Annotated in this window: 13 protein-coding genes; 8 read left to right on the plus strand and 5 right to left on the minus strand. The window is 42.6% G+C overall.

Features of this window, described 5'->3' with window-relative positions:
* Positions 1-22: 22 nt before the first annotated feature.
* Entirely contained in the window at positions 23-973 is a 951-nt protein-coding gene (gene cysK, locus C5N92_RS05500; protein ID WP_111749851.1) for a cysteine synthase A, read from the minus strand.
* Positions 974-1,164: 191 nt separating this feature from the next.
* On the opposite strand from cysK, the gene C5N92_RS05505 reads away from it, so the two are divergent.
* Together C5N92_RS05505 and C5N92_RS05510 are read left to right on the plus strand one after the other, a co-directional pair.
* Entirely contained in the window at positions 1,165-1,935 is a 771-nt protein-coding gene (locus C5N92_RS05505; protein WP_111749852.1) for a ribonuclease T2 family protein, read from the plus strand.
* Positions 1,935-2,423, plus strand: a complete 489-nt coding sequence (locus C5N92_RS05510) for a SprT family zinc-dependent metalloprotease (protein WP_111749853.1) — start codon at positions 1,935-1,937, stop codon at positions 2,421-2,423. The genes C5N92_RS05505 and C5N92_RS05510 overlap by 1 nt, the downstream gene beginning before the upstream one ends.
* On the opposite strand, the gene fhuF is transcribed toward C5N92_RS05510, so the two are convergent.
* A complete protein-coding gene (gene fhuF / locus C5N92_RS05515; protein ID WP_111749854.1) occupies positions 2,420-3,208 on the minus strand; it encodes a siderophore-iron reductase FhuF in 789 nt (262 codons plus the stop codon). The two genes, C5N92_RS05510 and fhuF, sit on opposite strands and share 4 nt — an antisense overlap.
* A 99-nt stretch (positions 3,209-3,307) precedes the next feature.
* On the opposite strand from fhuF, the gene C5N92_RS05520 reads away from it, so the two are divergent.
* The 4 genes from C5N92_RS05520 (at position 3,308) to C5N92_RS05535 (ending at position 9,193) form a co-directional block, all read left to right on the plus strand.
* On the plus strand, positions 3,308-4,072 hold the full coding sequence (locus tag C5N92_RS05520) for an ABC transporter ATP-binding protein (RefSeq protein ID WP_111749855.1): 765 nt from the start codon (positions 3,308-3,310) through the stop codon (positions 4,070-4,072).
* Between the two features lies 1 nt (position 4,073).
* Positions 4,074-4,955: an iron-siderophore ABC transporter substrate-binding protein gene (locus C5N92_RS05525; protein WP_181015874.1), complete on the plus strand. Its 882-nt coding sequence runs from the start codon at positions 4,074-4,076 to the stop codon at positions 4,953-4,955.
* Positions 4,949-6,913: a Fe(3+)-hydroxamate ABC transporter permease FhuB gene (fhuB, locus tag C5N92_RS05530; protein ID WP_111749856.1), complete on the plus strand. Its 1,965-nt coding sequence runs from the start codon at positions 4,949-4,951 to the stop codon at positions 6,911-6,913. The genes C5N92_RS05525 and fhuB overlap by 7 nt, the downstream gene beginning before the upstream one ends.
* Positions 6,914-7,114: 201 nt before the next feature.
* Positions 7,115-9,193 (plus strand): TonB-dependent siderophore receptor, encoded by a 2,079-nt coding sequence (locus tag C5N92_RS05535; protein ID WP_111749857.1) that lies wholly within the window; start codon positions 7,115-7,117, stop codon positions 9,191-9,193.
* Positions 9,194-9,220: 27 nt separating this feature from the next.
* Here the strand turns inward: C5N92_RS05535 and mobA are convergent, their stop codons facing one another.
* Positions 9,221-10,324 (minus strand): molybdenum cofactor guanylyltransferase MobA, encoded by a 1,104-nt coding sequence (gene mobA, locus C5N92_RS05540; protein WP_111749858.1) that lies wholly within the window; start codon positions 10,322-10,324, stop codon positions 9,221-9,223.
* A gap of 84 nt (positions 10,325-10,408) precedes the next feature.
* Here mobA and C5N92_RS05545 point away from each other — a divergent pair, with 84 nt between their 5' ends.
* Positions 10,409-10,678 (plus strand): YihD family protein, encoded by a 270-nt coding sequence (locus C5N92_RS05545; protein ID WP_111749859.1) that lies wholly within the window; start codon positions 10,409-10,411, stop codon positions 10,676-10,678.
* A 48-nt stretch (positions 10,679-10,726) separates the two neighbouring features.
* Complete coding sequence (dsbA, locus tag C5N92_RS05550) at positions 10,727-11,365, plus strand: thiol:disulfide interchange protein DsbA (RefSeq protein WP_111749860.1); 639 nt, start codon at positions 10,727-10,729, stop codon at positions 11,363-11,365.
* Positions 11,366-11,493: 128 nt separating this feature from the next.
* On the opposite strand, the gene C5N92_RS05555 is transcribed toward dsbA, so the two are convergent.
* Together C5N92_RS05555 and C5N92_RS05560 are read right to left on the minus strand one after the other, a co-directional pair.
* Positions 11,494-13,638 carry an autotransporter outer membrane beta-barrel domain-containing protein gene (locus tag C5N92_RS05555; RefSeq protein WP_238138464.1) on the minus strand — a complete coding sequence of 715 codons (2,145 nt, stop codon included), beginning with the start codon at positions 13,636-13,638 and terminating at the stop codon, positions 11,494-11,496.
* Positions 13,586-14,167, minus strand: coding sequence for a hypothetical protein (locus tag C5N92_RS05560; protein ID WP_111749861.1), 582 nt, complete (start codon positions 14,165-14,167; stop codon positions 13,586-13,588). Before C5N92_RS05560 ends, C5N92_RS05555 begins: the two co-directional genes overlap by 53 nt.
* Positions 14,168-14,192: the final 25 nt, after the last annotated feature.

A 14,192-nucleotide genomic window follows, 5' to 3' on the forward strand; every position in this document is an offset into this window, starting at 1 on the left:
CACGGGACAAAGGGGACATCTATTACGCTTCAATCCCTTCAAATAATAGCGTACTTAAATAACGCTCTGATGCAGATGGTAAAATAGCGACAATCGTTTTATCCGCAAACTCAGGTAATTTTGCAAGACGGTCTGCAGCAGCCACCGCAGCCCCCGAAGAAATCCCAACTAAAATACCTTCTTCTGAAAGTAAACGACGAGCCGTAGCAATTGCAGTTTCGCTATCGACCTGTTCAACACGATCAATCAAGCTAAGATCTAAATTTTTTGGAATAAAGCCTGCGCCGATCCCTTGGATTTTGTGTGGGCCTGGTTTTACTTCTTCACCCTTTAATGTTTGGGTGATCACTGGCGATTCCGCTGGCTCAACAGCAACGCTGATAATTTGTTTGCCTTTATCTTGTTTGATATAACGGCTTACCCCTGTAATGGTTCCACCTGTGCCAACACCTGCCACGAACACATCAATATTGCCTTCTGTTGCATTCCAAATTTCTGGACCTGTGGTTTGTTGGTGAATCGCTGGGTTTGCTGGGTTCTCAAACTGTTTAAGCATAATGTAGCGATTTGGATCGCTGGCAATAATTTCTTCTGCCTTCGCAATCGCGCCTTTCATTCCTTTTGCGCCTTCCGTTAATACTAAAGTTGCGCCTAAACCACGGAGTAGACGACGGCGTTCAATGCTCATTGTTTCAGGCATAGTGAGCGTTAATTTATAACCACGCGCTGCAGCAACATACGCCAAAGCAATCCCTGTATTACCACTGGTGGCATCGACGATCTCTTTGTCTTTGGTTAAGATGCCATCTTTTTCTGCTTGCCATACCATATTCGCACCGATACGGCATTTGACACTAAAACTTGGGTTACGAGATTCGACTTTCACTAGCAAATTGCCGTTTTGTCCGAAATTTTTTAAACGTACAAGGGGAGTATTGCCAATCGTTTCTGAATTGTCTGCATAGATAGTCATCGTGTTTGTCCTTCTTCGTTTGGTTAGTCGTTAAAAGTGAGCCAAGCATAGCAATTTTTTATAGAAAGTTAACGACAAGAAATGCATTTGATATAACTAAAAAGAATATATTTGCAAATTTTTGCCAAAATCATACCGCTTGTATTTGAGTTCATTTAAAATATCGCTACTTTTTTCTCAACTAAAACAATATGAAACCTTCAAAGAACCCAAAAAACAGAACAATTCAACAGCTTATTGCACTAGTTGTCATTGGTATTTTTGCCGTGGTGACTTGGTTTAACAACGAACAAAAAGCAAGCAAAGAAAGCGAAAGTAAGCCTGCTATCACAAAATCGTCAGAGCCGAATAACACAACGGCACAGCCAACAACAAAGGTGGATGTACCTAGTCAATTAGGCAACTACGATACCAATATGGCAAGAGATAATCTCGGACAGAATAAAAATGCGTCTGTGGATTACTATATGCTTGCGCTCTCGTGGTCACCAAGTTTTTGTGAAAACCAACGCAATAAAAATAACGGTGAAATTCCACAACACCTTGCTTTTCAATGTAATCAAGCCGCACAGCTTGGTTGGGTGATTCACGGTTTATGGCCACAATCGGCAACGGCAAGAGATGCCTCTGATCACCCACGCTTCTGCCAAGGTGACTTGCCTAAATTGCCTGAAAGCTTGATTAAACAATATATGCCTGAATCCCCCGGGGCAAGTTTGTTACAAGGGCAATGGGAAAAACACGGGGCTTGTGCTTTCAACAGTGCCGAAGATTATTTCGCTAAACAGAAACAGCTCTTTCGCAGTTTAAACTTACCGGGGCAAGAGCTTTCTCGTAAAGAGCTGTTTGCGTGGATGAAAAAATTTAACCCACAGCTTAAAGATGCCTATTTGGGCGCAAGTAAAAATGAGCTTTATATCTGCTACGATAAAAGCTGGAATGTGATGGATTGCCCACGTTAATGTCCCTTCGTGAGCTAAAAATGCAAGTTCAACGCCAATTAAAACGGGATTTGGAAAAGGCAAATGACTATTTCCAAACCCGTTTTCCTGAACCTACGGTGGTTTATACGGTTCGGGGGCAAAAAGCAGGCGTTGCCTATTTGCAACAAAATGAAATTAGGCTTAACCCAATCTTATTACAAGAAAATGGCGCAGAATTTGTTTCGCAAGTCGTTCCGCACGAACTCGCACATCTTTTGGTCTATCACCAATTCGGGCGAGTCCAAGCCCACGGCAAAGAGTGGAAAATGATGATGGAGCAGGTGCTTGGCGTCCCTGCCGAAACTTATCACTGCTTTGATACAACAAATGTGGTCGGGCAACAATTTGCCTACCGCTGTGGCTGCCAAACCCACCAACTCTCTTTACGTCGCCACAATGCGATTGTTAAAAATGGGCGTAGTTATATTTGTAGAAAGTGTAAGCAGGTATTACAGCCTTGCGATTAACCCCATTTTCTAACTAACTCTGCCAATTCTTCTTTCGAGATCTTTTTCAATTTTGGGCAGTTGCCACAGTAATCATTTTTGCTGTCCAAATGGGCGTGGCAACAGACTTTTCGCAGTCGCACGGGCTGGGGGAAAGGCAGATCGGGGAAGGGGATATATTCCACTGTATTGTAAAAGGGCGACCATTCATAGTCGTTCCATTTCTTTTCTAACAACAGTTGGCGGTAGGTTTCGTTGATCTCTACGCCGTCCGCTTCAAGCTCTTTTAGGCTAAATTCAATCAAATTAGCACAGTTATGCCAAAAAACCGCTTCGTTTAAACGGCTCACGGCGGTGAGACGATTAAAAATCGGCGACAGAAACTGTTTAAGTTGTTGATAGGCTTTCAGTTTTTCTGCGTTTGTTTTGGCTTGGCGAACGGGGGTGTAGCTCAAATTGACTAAAAAGCCACGGATCTTACCGCTTGTGGTTAAGTCTAACGCCGTACCTTGCTCACTTAGCACAAGGTGTAGGTGATATTTATGCAGTAGCCAAACCCAGTGCATAATAAAACCGTTGAGCCAATAGCGTTGCCACATCGACAACGTAGCTTTTTGCGGTTCGGCTAACACCGCTGAAAAACTCGCTGGCAATGCAGAATGATAGAGTTGTTGGAAAAACATCGCATTAGAAATTTTGTCTGGCTTTTCCACAAAAGTGAGCAAATTTCGACAATGTTTTAACCTATCTGAAAACAAATTTTGGCGTAATTGATTTAATTCCAAACAATTGAAGAGTAAGTTCATTGTGTAATGATAAAGAAATGTAAAAACTATTTTAATGATAATAATTGCTAATTAGAATGGCGACATTATTTTAGAACTTTACACTTCACTCGGATTTTTATGTTTTTGGTTAAACAGGCAAGTTTTGCTATTCCAAATCGGACTTTACTACAGCCGATTTCGGTGCAATTTGAACAAGGAAAGGTTTACGGCTTGATTGGGCATAACGGCTCGGGCAAATCAACGCTGATTAAACTGCTTGCCAAACAACAGCCGATTTCATCGGGTGAAATTCTTTTCGATAATCAACCGCTTGCCACGTGGTCAAACCGTGAGTTTGCTAAACGTGTCGCTTATCTTCCGCAGCATCTGCCACAAGCCACCAATCTCACCGCCAAAGAGCTGATTGCAATGGGGCGCTATGCGTGGAATGGGCTGTTTGGTCGTCAAACGGAACAAGACAAACAGGCGATAGAGCGTGCTTTGCATCTCACCCACACGGAAAAATTCGCCGATCAGTTGGTCGATGTGCTTTCGGGCGGCGAACGCTCTCGTATTTGGCTGGCGATGTTGTTGGCTCAACAAAGTCAATTTTTACTGCTAGACGAACCCCTTGCGGCGTTAGATATTGCACATCAAGTAGAAGTAATGGAGCTTATCCACAAGCTCAGTCGAGAGCTGAATTTAGGCGTAATTATCGTGATCCACGACATCAATCTTGCGTCTCGTTATTGCGATCATCTCGTTGCCCTGCACAGCGGCAAACTGCTCGCCGAAGGCAATTCACAACAAATCATCAACACGCCGTCTCTTAAAGCGATTTATGGGATTGAGCTGAATGTGATTAACCACCCTGAAACCAATAGGCCGGTGAGTTTTTATTAGTATGATGAAAAAATTACAAGCGGTCATTTTCTCTCTCTTTTTTGCAAATCCACTTTTAGCTGGGGAGCAACAAAAAGGCTTTGCCACACTCGACTGGACAGTCGCAGAAACGCTGATTGCCCTTGGTGAACAACCACGAGCTGTTGGTGATGCGGTCAATTATCAAATTTGGGTCTCTGAGCCTAAATTACCTGAAAATACGCTCGATCTTGGTATTCGTCTACAGCCGAACCCTGAACAACTTTGGTCGCTTTCCAAGCAACTTGATGCACAGCCTTTGGTATTTATCAATTCATCTTTTTATGCACAAACTTCACCCGTATTAGAAAAGTTTGGCAAAGTGCATTTAGTGGATTTTTATAAGGAAGGCAACGCTTGGCAGAACGTTATGGATGCCACTCAGCAAATTGCAAAAATCGTTGGCAAGCCTGAAAAAGCCACACAATTAGTAAACCATTATTTGCAAAAAATCGCTGAAATCCGACCGCTTGTTGCCCCATTTACCGACCGTCCTGTGCTGTTGGTGCAGTTTATCGACACTCGCCATTTACGCATTTATGCGGAAAACAGCCCTTTTGGTGCGGTGTTGTCGCAACTCGGTTTTCGCAACGGCTGGCAAGGGGATCACAACTATTGGGGTTTTCAAGTGATTGAAGTTACCCAACTGGCGAAACTGCCACAAAACAGCCGTTTTATTGTGGTGAAACCTTATCCGTCTAATATCGCTTCCGCCTTACAACACAACACCTTATGGCAAAAATTGACAATGGCGAAAGATCCGCTGATTTTGCCTGAAGTGTGGACATTCGGGGCAATTCCGTCTGCTCAACGCTTTGCGGAAGTATTGGCGAACGGCTTACTCAACGGGGGCGAAAAATGGTAGCTCGTCCGTTGATGTTGTTTATGTTACTGGCAGGTAGTGTGGTTGGGCTAACGGCGTGGTTGCTCGGCTTGCAACTGCCTGAAAATCAAGCCCTATTCAGCCTGTTCCAACCAAGTGAACAGCTCGATATTTTGCTTATTCAAAGTTACACCTTGCCACGCATTGCCGTTGCGTTACTGGCTGGCGGAATGTTGGGCTTGGCAAGTTTGCTGTTGCAACAAGTGATGGCAAATCCCCTTGCGTCCGATAACACGCTTGGGATCAGTGCAGGCTCGCAGTTTGCGTTGTTTATCACGGCGATTTTTGTGCCGAACTGGTTAGAGATTAGCGCAAGTGCCATTGCGTTGCTGGGGGCAGGTTTGAGTTTGTTACTCGTGCTGACGCTGGCAATGCGAAAAACAATGTCGCCGTTGTTGCTGATTTTGGCAGGTTTGGTGGTCAATCTCTATTTTGGCTCGTTTTCCGCCTTGATGATGTTGTTTTACCCTGAAGAAGCTCGGGGCTTGGCACAATGGGGGGCAGGATCGCTCACTCAAGAGAGTTGGCGAGATACGCATTTTTTGGCGATACAAGCGGTGATTTGTGGTGGAATTATTGCAATGTTGCTCCGTCCGCTGACGATCTTATCGCTCAACGACAGCAATGCCCAAAGTCTTGGTGTGCCTGTAAACCGCTTACGCTTTCTTGGTGTGTTAATCAGTGCTTATTTGATTTCAGCGGTGGTGAGTTGTGTGGGAATGTTGGGCTTTATCGGCTTGGCATCGGCGACTACTGTCCGTCAGCTTGGCGTGCGAATGTTGAAATGGCAACTGCTTGCGTCCTTTGCTTGTGGGGCGTTGTTGCTTGCTCTAACAGATCTGCTGTTGCAACTGCTTGCCCATTTTAAAGGGATCAATTTGCCAACGGGAGCCGTTACCGCTCTACTCGGTACGCCATTGTTGCTTTGGTTGATGTTTAGATCGCTAGCGAATACAGGACGTTTGACCGAACAATCCCCAGCCGTGACTCGCCGTTTCCGCTTGCCGACTTTATGGCTGTTGATCGTGGCTCTGTTGTTGGTGTTATGGCTGGCGTTGAGTTTAGGCAGAAGTGCAAGCGGTTGGATCTTGTTGGAATTTAACGACTTTTACGCACCGCTTGTAGAACTGCGTTACCCACGCATTTTAACCGCCCTTGCGGTCGGGATTTTGTTGGCGGTAGCTGGCGTGTTGTTGCAACGTTTGGCCCTAAACCCAATGGCAAGCCCTGAACTGCTCGGCGTGTCGTCAGGCACATCAATGGGGATTTTGGCGGTGCTGTTTCTTTCATCAACGGCTCAAACCAGCCTGTTTTGGTTAGCAGGCATTGCAGGGGCGTTAATCGCCTTGTTGGTTCTTACCGCCATAAACCAACGCAACGGAATGTTGCCTGAAAAAGTGTTGCTCACGGGGATTAGCCTATCGGCACTATTCGACACCTTACAACGAATGGCGATTGCCAGTGGCGACCCAAGAGCCAATCAACTGATTGCATGGACATCAGGCTCAACCCAACAAATCACCGTCGATCTTGCTGTGCCGTTTTTCTGTGGCAGCCTTGTATTACTTGCGTTGAGCTTGCTGTTTAGCCGTTGGCTTGAACTGTTGGCGTTACAAGCCCCAGTTGCCCAAGCGTTAGGGCTAAATCTCAAACGCACCCGTTGGATTTTGATTTTATTTACCGCATTGCTCACAGCGTTAGCAACCTTGATTATTGGACCGCTGAGCTTTATCGGCTTGTTAGTGCCACATATCTCCCGTTTTTTAGGTGTGCATCGTGCTAAATCACAGATTTTAATCTCTGCCCTGTTGGGCGGTTTGATTATGGTGTTTGCCGACTGGCTCGGCAGGCAAATGTTGTTCCCTTATGAAGTGCCAGCGGGTTTAGTAGCAACGCTGATTGGGGGAACTTACTTCTTGCTGATGGTGAGAAGGGTTTAAACGTCTTGTCAGGTTCTATGTAGGGTGGGTCAAGACCCACTCTACAAATGAAGCCAAGAAAAGATATTTCCCCCTTTGAAAAAGGGGGATTAAGGGGGATTTTAAAATGCAAATGTTGACACAAGGCGATTAAAAATCCCCCCTAGCCCCCCTTTTTCAAAGGGGGGAACTGAATAATTCTATTAACTTAAGGACTTAAAAATGAAAAAAACTTTCGTGTATTCAACCATTTCCCAAGTAGTACTACTTGCCATTGCAAGTAATGCAATGGCAAATCAGCCTGCTAACACAGAAACAGCGACATTAGATGAGATTAGTGTCGTTGGCGGTTCTATGTACCGTATGGGCGAAGTGCCTGTGCATCAAGCCAAATCGGCAGTGGCGGTAAGTCGTGAAGAGCTTGATAAACAAAATATCACTAAAGCCGATGAAATCGGACGTTATCAAGCTGGTTTTACTAACCAAGTTTTCGGCGAAGATAGCAATACTAACTGGTTCCGTGTGCGTGGCGCAGAAGTAACCCAAGCGGTAGATGGCCTGCCAACATTTAGTTACGGGTTCTTTACACCTTATGTAAACACGTTTGGTTTAGAAGCCGTTGAAATTACCAAAGGTGCGGACGCGATGACCTTTGGTGCGGCACAGTCAGGTGGTTTAATTAACTATGTCAGCAAACGCCCACATAAAGATCAAATTGGCAAAGGCGAATTTAAGCTCAATATCGGCAACAATACCCAATATGGCTTTGCGGCAGATTACACCGGAGCAATGAATAATGCAGAAACCCTACGCTATCGCTTAGTCACTTCTTATGGCGGTAAAGATGGTCAATGGGATAACACCAAAAACGAAACCCTTTATATTGCGCCATCATTTGAGTGGGATATTTCAGACCGTACTCGTTTAACAGTTTTAACGAATTATCAGCAGGATAAAGGTGTGCCGAGTAATAATTTCTTACCTGCATACGGCACTTTAGTACCTACACCAAATGGCTATATTGATCGTTCAACTAACTTAGGCGACCCTGTAAATGATAAAGAACGCAATCGTCAATACAGTATTGGTTATGAACTTAATCACGATTTTGCAAATGGGTTACAACTTTCTTCAAGTTACCGTTATAGCCACGCAGATAATTACCATCGTGGAAGCTACGCCTTTTCTTCAGTAGCATCAGATTATTCTGTTGCTCGTGGTTTAATCTTCAATGATGGTAAGGCTATTTCTCACGCTTTAGATAACCACCTTACTTGGAATTACCAAAATGATTGGTTAAAAAATACTTTAGTGGTAGGTACAAACTACCGTCATAATAAAGTTGATACAATGTATGATGGAATGGGTTTTGGTAGAACAACAGGTTCTAATATTTTCAATCCAAGTGTAGGCTACGGTCAGGTACAAGATTTATCAGGTGCAACTCATAGAACAATTAAAGCACGTCAATTAGGCTTCTATTTACAAAACCAAAGCCGTTTTGCAGATAAAGTGGTGTTAGGTTTAGGTGTCCGTCACGATCGTGCAAAACAAGATGAATATACCAGTACTCAAAGTGTAAAACAAAATCATACATCATATTCTGGTTCATTGATGTATGAAGCACCTTTTGGTCTTAATCCATATGTCGCATATAGCGAATCATTTAGCATCCCAGTTGGAATTAGTGGTAATGAAACACTCTATGAACCAAACACAACTCGTCAATATGAAGTGGGTGTTAAATATTTACCAACTTGGTTAGATGGTGTTATTACTATCGCAGGCTTTAGAGCAAAAGATAAAGGTGCATTAAAGATAAACCAAAGTGGCGTATCAACCCAAGATGATCTCGTTCGCCGTAAAGGAATTGAAGTTCAAGCAGATGTTAATATTACACCTAACTGGAGTACGACATTAGCTTATACTTATCTAAAAGCAGAAACCGATACCGCATCGGGTAAAGTTCGTCGTCAATATATCCCAACAGCAACCTTTGCAGCCAAAACAGCTTATCGTTTTGACCAAGGAATGCTCAACGGTTTAACGCTTGGAGCAGGAATTCGTTATGTTGGACATAGCGTAGCAACAAAAGATGATACGTATAATCCTTACTCTCATGCTCAAGTTCCATCAACTACTGTCGTGGACTTAATGGCACGCTACGATTTCAACCAAAACTGGAGTGCTCAAGTGAATGTAGAAAATGTAGGTGATCGTCGCTATGTGGCTGCGTGTGATTACTACTGCTACTACGGTGCAGGACGTAATATTAACGCACAAGTGAGCTATAAATTCTAAAACCAAGGGCGGAAATTCCGCCCTTCTCTATTTTTTCAAATACCCCACCACAAACTCCGCAATCTGCTCAACATCATTAATATCCAAACGATTTTCTCTGGCTAACGGATAATCTGTTGCCGTAGCAATGGTAAATTCATCTAACTCGGGGAGCGGTTTTTCGATCCCTTGACGGTGTAGCTGGATTTTCGGAAGCTGTTCGTGTTTAAAGCCTTCGACCAAAATCAGATCGACTTGCTCTGTTTCCATCTGTTTTACCAACCTTTCAAAAGCCGCAAGTGAGCTGGTTTCAACCATCATCGCCCAGCGCTGATCACAAACAACCATTGTCGGATTTGCCCCTGCTAAACGTAGGCGGTGGCTATCTTTTCCCTGTTTATCTACATCCACATTGTGATGAGAATGTTTGATCAAGCCTACTTTGATTTGCCGTTGATTTAAGGCGGGAATAAGTTTTTCGAGCAAAGTCGTTTTGCCCGTGCCGCTGTAGCCTGTGATTGCCAGTAACGGGATCCCCCACTCTGTCCTGCGGACATCTCCCCCCGCAAGCGGGGGGAGAGCAAAGTCTGCTGGGGTATTAAAATTTTTAAATGCCTGTTTTTGTTCTGAAAAATCGACCGCGACACTTTTTTGCGATTGGAAAAAGTGAAACAGGCGACGCTCCCCTGAATGAAGATAATCTTGTAATGCAGGCACAACGGAGCGGTGAATTAAAGCGACGGTCGGGTGGGGGCGTTCGCCGTCGTGGGCATAGGCAATTTGAGCGTCGTTAATGCGTAATGCGGTATGGAGCTTTGCGACAAGGTTATCGGGCAGAAAAGGGGTATCGCACGGCACGAACAGCAGATAGTCGCTCTCAATCTGCTCAAAGCCAGACAAGATGCCACTTAATGCACCTTGAAAACCTTCAAGACGATCTGAGTATTGTGGAAGATCAGGGTATTGTTGCTGATAAACATCATGCAAGCGGTTCACATTAAGCCAAATTTTGCAAATTTGTGGGGAGAGTCGCTCTAAAATGTGGCTGATTAACGGCTTATTCCATAAGGGCTGTAGCCCCTTTTGTACACCATTTAAACGACGAGCAAGTCCGCCTGCTAAAATTACCCCTTGGATCTCATCAAACTGCATTTATTTTCCCCTTGTTTTTGCAAAATGAACTCTAAAAGTATATGATTCCGCCTAGTTTTTTCCAACTTTTTTTAAGGATTTTCTATGAAATGCAAACGTCTAGATGAAGTGTTAGAGCTATTAGGTGAACATTGGCGTAAAGAGCCTGATCTTCACCTATTAGATTTATTACACAAATTAGCTGAAGAAGTGGGTAAACCGAATGACTTAGATGCTCTGCGTGATGAAGTGTTAATTTATCAATTAAAAATGCGTGGAAAAGATAAAACCGAAGTCATCCCTGGTATTAAAAAAGATTACGAAGAAGATTTTAAAACCGCTTTATTACGTGCGCGTGGAATTTTAAACGATTAATGTTGTCTCAACATGAGATTTTATCGACTTTTTATATTTGAGGAATTTATGAAAAAATTTGCATTAAAAACTGTGTTTATCGCCCTTTCTGCACTTTGTGCATTCAACTCAAGCGCCATGGCACAAGATCCAGTAGCAAATAAGGAATATACTGAAGTTCGCCAGGTACCATCTGCGCAAAAAGAAGTCTTAGAATTTTTCTCATTCTATTGCCCACACTGCTACGATTTTGAATTAACTTACAAGATCCCAAGCAAAATTAAAGCGGGTTTACCTGAAGGTGCCGTTTTAAAACAGTACCATGTGGATTTCTTAGGTCGTCAATCTGCAGAGTTAACGCGTGGTTGGGCTCTTGCCATGGCATTAGGTATAGAAGACAAAGTTAAAACGCCATTATTTGAAGCTGCTCAAAAAGACGCGATCAAATCAATGGATGATATTCGTGCTATCTTCTTAGCTAATGGCATTACCGCCGAGCAATTTGATAACGGTATCAACAGCTTTGCTGTGAATGGTTTAGTGGCAAAACAAACTCAGGCTGCAGAAGAATTTAAGGTGCGTGGCGTGCCTGCATTCTTTGTAAATGAGCAATACCAAATTAACTCAGAAGGTTTTTCAGATTCATCTTCAACCAATGAATTTGTGCAACGTTATATTGATGCCGTATTGTTCTTAGTGAAGAAATAATCTCTTTTGCCTATATTTTCTTTAAACAAAAAGTGCAGTCAGTTTACTGCACTTTTTCTATATGTTTGAAACGCTATTACAAGCGGTCACATTTGTAAAAAAATTTACCAAACGTACCGCTTGTATTGTTACCAACTATAACGATAAACCGCTTGCACTTTATATGGCTGATCTAAGTATTTGCCATTTGTCACAGATCCTTCCACACCAAAGCGGTGATTACCTACACTTGCATTGATACCAAGGGCAGTTTGGATGCGACCTTTGCTCTCTGCGACATCAAAAGCATATTGATTAACTCGAACCTTGTTGTCATTTGTTTGTGTGGTGATGCCGTTCACTTCTGCGTAAGGTTGAAGTTTCCAACCATCAAATTCAATCGCTTTCGCTACACGCACGCCAGCTCGTGCAGTTAATGCCGATAAGCGTTCTTCATCGCTTAGGCTTGATAGTCTTGTCCAAGCCGCTTGAATTTGTGGTGTTACTGTCCAGCCTTGACCGAGTTGATGAATCCGCCCAATTTCAGTCGAAAGGGTATAAGCGTTGTATTTACGTTTGCCTGTGCTTGCTGATTCGGATTTCACGTATTCATATTTCGCTACGTTATCCCAATAGAAACCGTTATCTGCAAGGTAAGTGCCGTAAAGACCGACTGATTGTGTTTTCACTTTGCCTGAGCCATATTCGCCGTTAAAGTTCACATCAGAGCGAGCATTACCCACGAATCCACCGACACGCACGCTGTCTGTTACCGCCACATCCGCACCGAGCTGAACGGTATGAACATCTTGCTCAAAGCCTGATGAGTGTGAGTTACTTGCAGTACGAGTGGCATCAAACTCATTGCGTGAATTAACGTTACGTACCCAAACATTGCCTTTTTCGCCATTTTTCAGTTCGCCTAAACGTTGATGTAAGCCTTCAAGATGGCTTTCTACTAAAGCTAATTGTGCCTGACGGAGAGAAACAAGGGCGTTAGATTTTTCACTCAACACAACTTCTGTTGTAGGATTATCTGGAGATGTTGGGGTAGTCGGTGCAACAGGAACTACTGGTGTAACAGGCTGTACTGGCGTTACTGGTGTAGGTTCAGTTGGTTGAACTGGGGCTGGTGTTATTGGTGCAGTAGGTTGAATAGGTGTAGTAGGCGTTGTTGGTTCAACAGGTTTTGGTTGTTCCGTTGGTGTTTCGGGTTGGGTGGTTGTTTTAGATGGTTCACCTGCTTTATTAGAAAGCACCCAGTTATTGCCTTCTTGGTTTAAGCGATAACGGTAAGCCCCTGCGTCCACATACTCTTTGCCTAAAAGGGCAAATTGTGCCGTACCTGTTGCGGTTTCAACTAAGGTGACTTTGCCGTTTTCCGCATTGGGTTCATTGCCTGAATCGTTAATATTTAAACCAAATGAACCGCTATCAGAGCCTTTTACTACGATTTTGTCTGATTGTTGGTTGGCGAGATCAGTGTTTAAAGTGAAGTTCGCATTTCCGACAAGATCGTTGATTACTAGTGTTTTGAAACTTGAGCTTGATGATTCAAAAGTAACATTCGATTTAGATAACGCAAGAAGGTCAACTTCGCTGTTATTGTTGATTGTCCATTGGCTATTTTTTAATGTCATTGATACATTATTTTTAAACCATTCTGGTGTTTGAATATCGTCGGAATAAGTGTTTGTTCTGACTGCTCCATAAAGATTACTATCTTCTACATTTAATGTTGTGCTATGTGCCATTAGCTGATTTACATCATGGTTTTCATCCGTATCTGGATTGACTGAAAGTAGAGCATCGCGACCTAAAAATGTGCTATTTGTAATATTAATAACATTGTGATTACCTGTTATAGAACGATCTGTATAACCGAATACATCCGCTGTAATAGCATATTGGGCTTCAATTTTACTATCATTCACTTCAGCTTTACCGCTATATAAATTGATACCTGAAGTTAAATTATTATTAGTTAAAGAAATAGAACTATTATTTAGTTGAGCATAAGAACTTGAGTCACTTATATCAATGCCTACCTGAGTATAATTATTACCAGAAATACTCACGTTATTGAGAATAGCTTGTGATCCATCATCAACACTAATACCTTCTGACTCCATACCATTGAGTGTAATGGAATGATCATTAGCCGTTAATTGTGCTTTGTCATCTATTTCAATACCTGTACCTTCCCTTGCATTGACAATAATATCTGCAGACGTTGTTATATTAGAGTATTTTCCATAGGCTCGAATTGCCTCTGAGAAAAAAAGAGACGTCATCAATTTGGTTATCTTCTTCAAAGCTCGGTTCTAAAGTAAATTTAACTCCTTTTTCGATAATTGCACTCGCATTTGAAAGGCTTAAAATACTGCCATTACCTGACACCTTTGATAAAGTTGCTGTTGTACCCGTTGGGATTATGATATGAGCATTATTCAGTGTTTCTTCTGAGAATTGATCAGTAATAGGATTGAAACGAGCATCATTTGAGATGGAAATAACATTTGTATAAGACCCATTAAAGCTATCAGCAGATTCTGTTGCTGCTATATTTTGATAATGCTTTGGCGTAAGGATCACTTTTAAATTATTTTCATAAGCACCAAGCGGGTTATTTGTATCACCATTTAAGATCCAGTATCGTTCCGTACGAGATTCATTTGTTGATTGATTTACGAATCCTTTATAGTACAAGCCATAATGACATTCCGTTTGAATATTACAAGTATGTTCAATATCTGCAGCATAACTATTTGAAAATGCAAGCATTAAACTTGATGTCATCAAGCTAATTGGGAATTTTTTCATTTTTCATCTCCTTAAATGCACAAAA

This window comes from Glaesserella australis, assembly GCF_003260095.1.
Classification (GTDB): Bacteria; Pseudomonadota; Gammaproteobacteria; order Enterobacterales; family Pasteurellaceae; genus Glaesserella; species Glaesserella australis.

Bases quoted from the DNA above. Each gene is read 5' to 3' on its own strand.
- C5N92_RS05555 (WP_238138464.1), bottom strand. From the start codon at position 13,638: ATGACGTCTCTTTTTTTCTCAGAGGCAATTCGAGCCTATGGAAAATAC.
- C5N92_RS05505 (WP_111749852.1), top strand. From the start codon at position 1,165: ATGAAACCTTCAAAGAACCCAAAAAACAGAACAATTCAACAGCTTATT.
- C5N92_RS05535 (WP_111749857.1), top strand. From the start codon at position 7,115: ATGAAAAAAACTTTCGTGTATTCAACCATTTCCCAAGTAGTACTACTT.
- C5N92_RS05510 (WP_111749853.1), top strand. From the start codon at position 1,935: ATGTCCCTTCGTGAGCTAAAAATGCAAGTTCAACGCCAATTAAAACGG.
- fhuB (WP_111749856.1), top strand. From the start codon at position 4,949: ATGGTAGCTCGTCCGTTGATGTTGTTTATGTTACTGGCAGGTAGTGTG.
- fhuF (WP_111749854.1), bottom strand. From the start codon at position 3,208: ATGAACTTACTCTTCAATTGTTTGGAATTAAATCAATTACGCCAAAAT.
- dsbA (WP_111749860.1), top strand. From the start codon at position 10,727: ATGAAAAAATTTGCATTAAAAACTGTGTTTATCGCCCTTTCTGCACTT.
- C5N92_RS05525 (WP_181015874.1), top strand. From the start codon at position 4,074: ATGATGAAAAAATTACAAGCGGTCATTTTCTCTCTCTTTTTTGCAAAT.
- C5N92_RS05560 (WP_111749861.1), bottom strand. From the start codon at position 14,167: ATGAAAAAATTCCCAATTAGCTTGATGACATCAAGTTTAATGCTTGCA.
- C5N92_RS05520 (WP_111749855.1), top strand. From the start codon at position 3,308: ATGTTTTTGGTTAAACAGGCAAGTTTTGCTATTCCAAATCGGACTTTA.
- cysK (WP_111749851.1), bottom strand. From the start codon at position 973: ATGACTATCTATGCAGACAATTCAGAAACGATTGGCAATACTCCCCTT.
- mobA (WP_111749858.1), bottom strand. From the start codon at position 10,324: ATGCAGTTTGATGAGATCCAAGGGGTAATTTTAGCAGGCGGACTTGCT.
- C5N92_RS05545 (WP_111749859.1), top strand. From the start codon at position 10,409: ATGAAATGCAAACGTCTAGATGAAGTGTTAGAGCTATTAGGTGAACAT.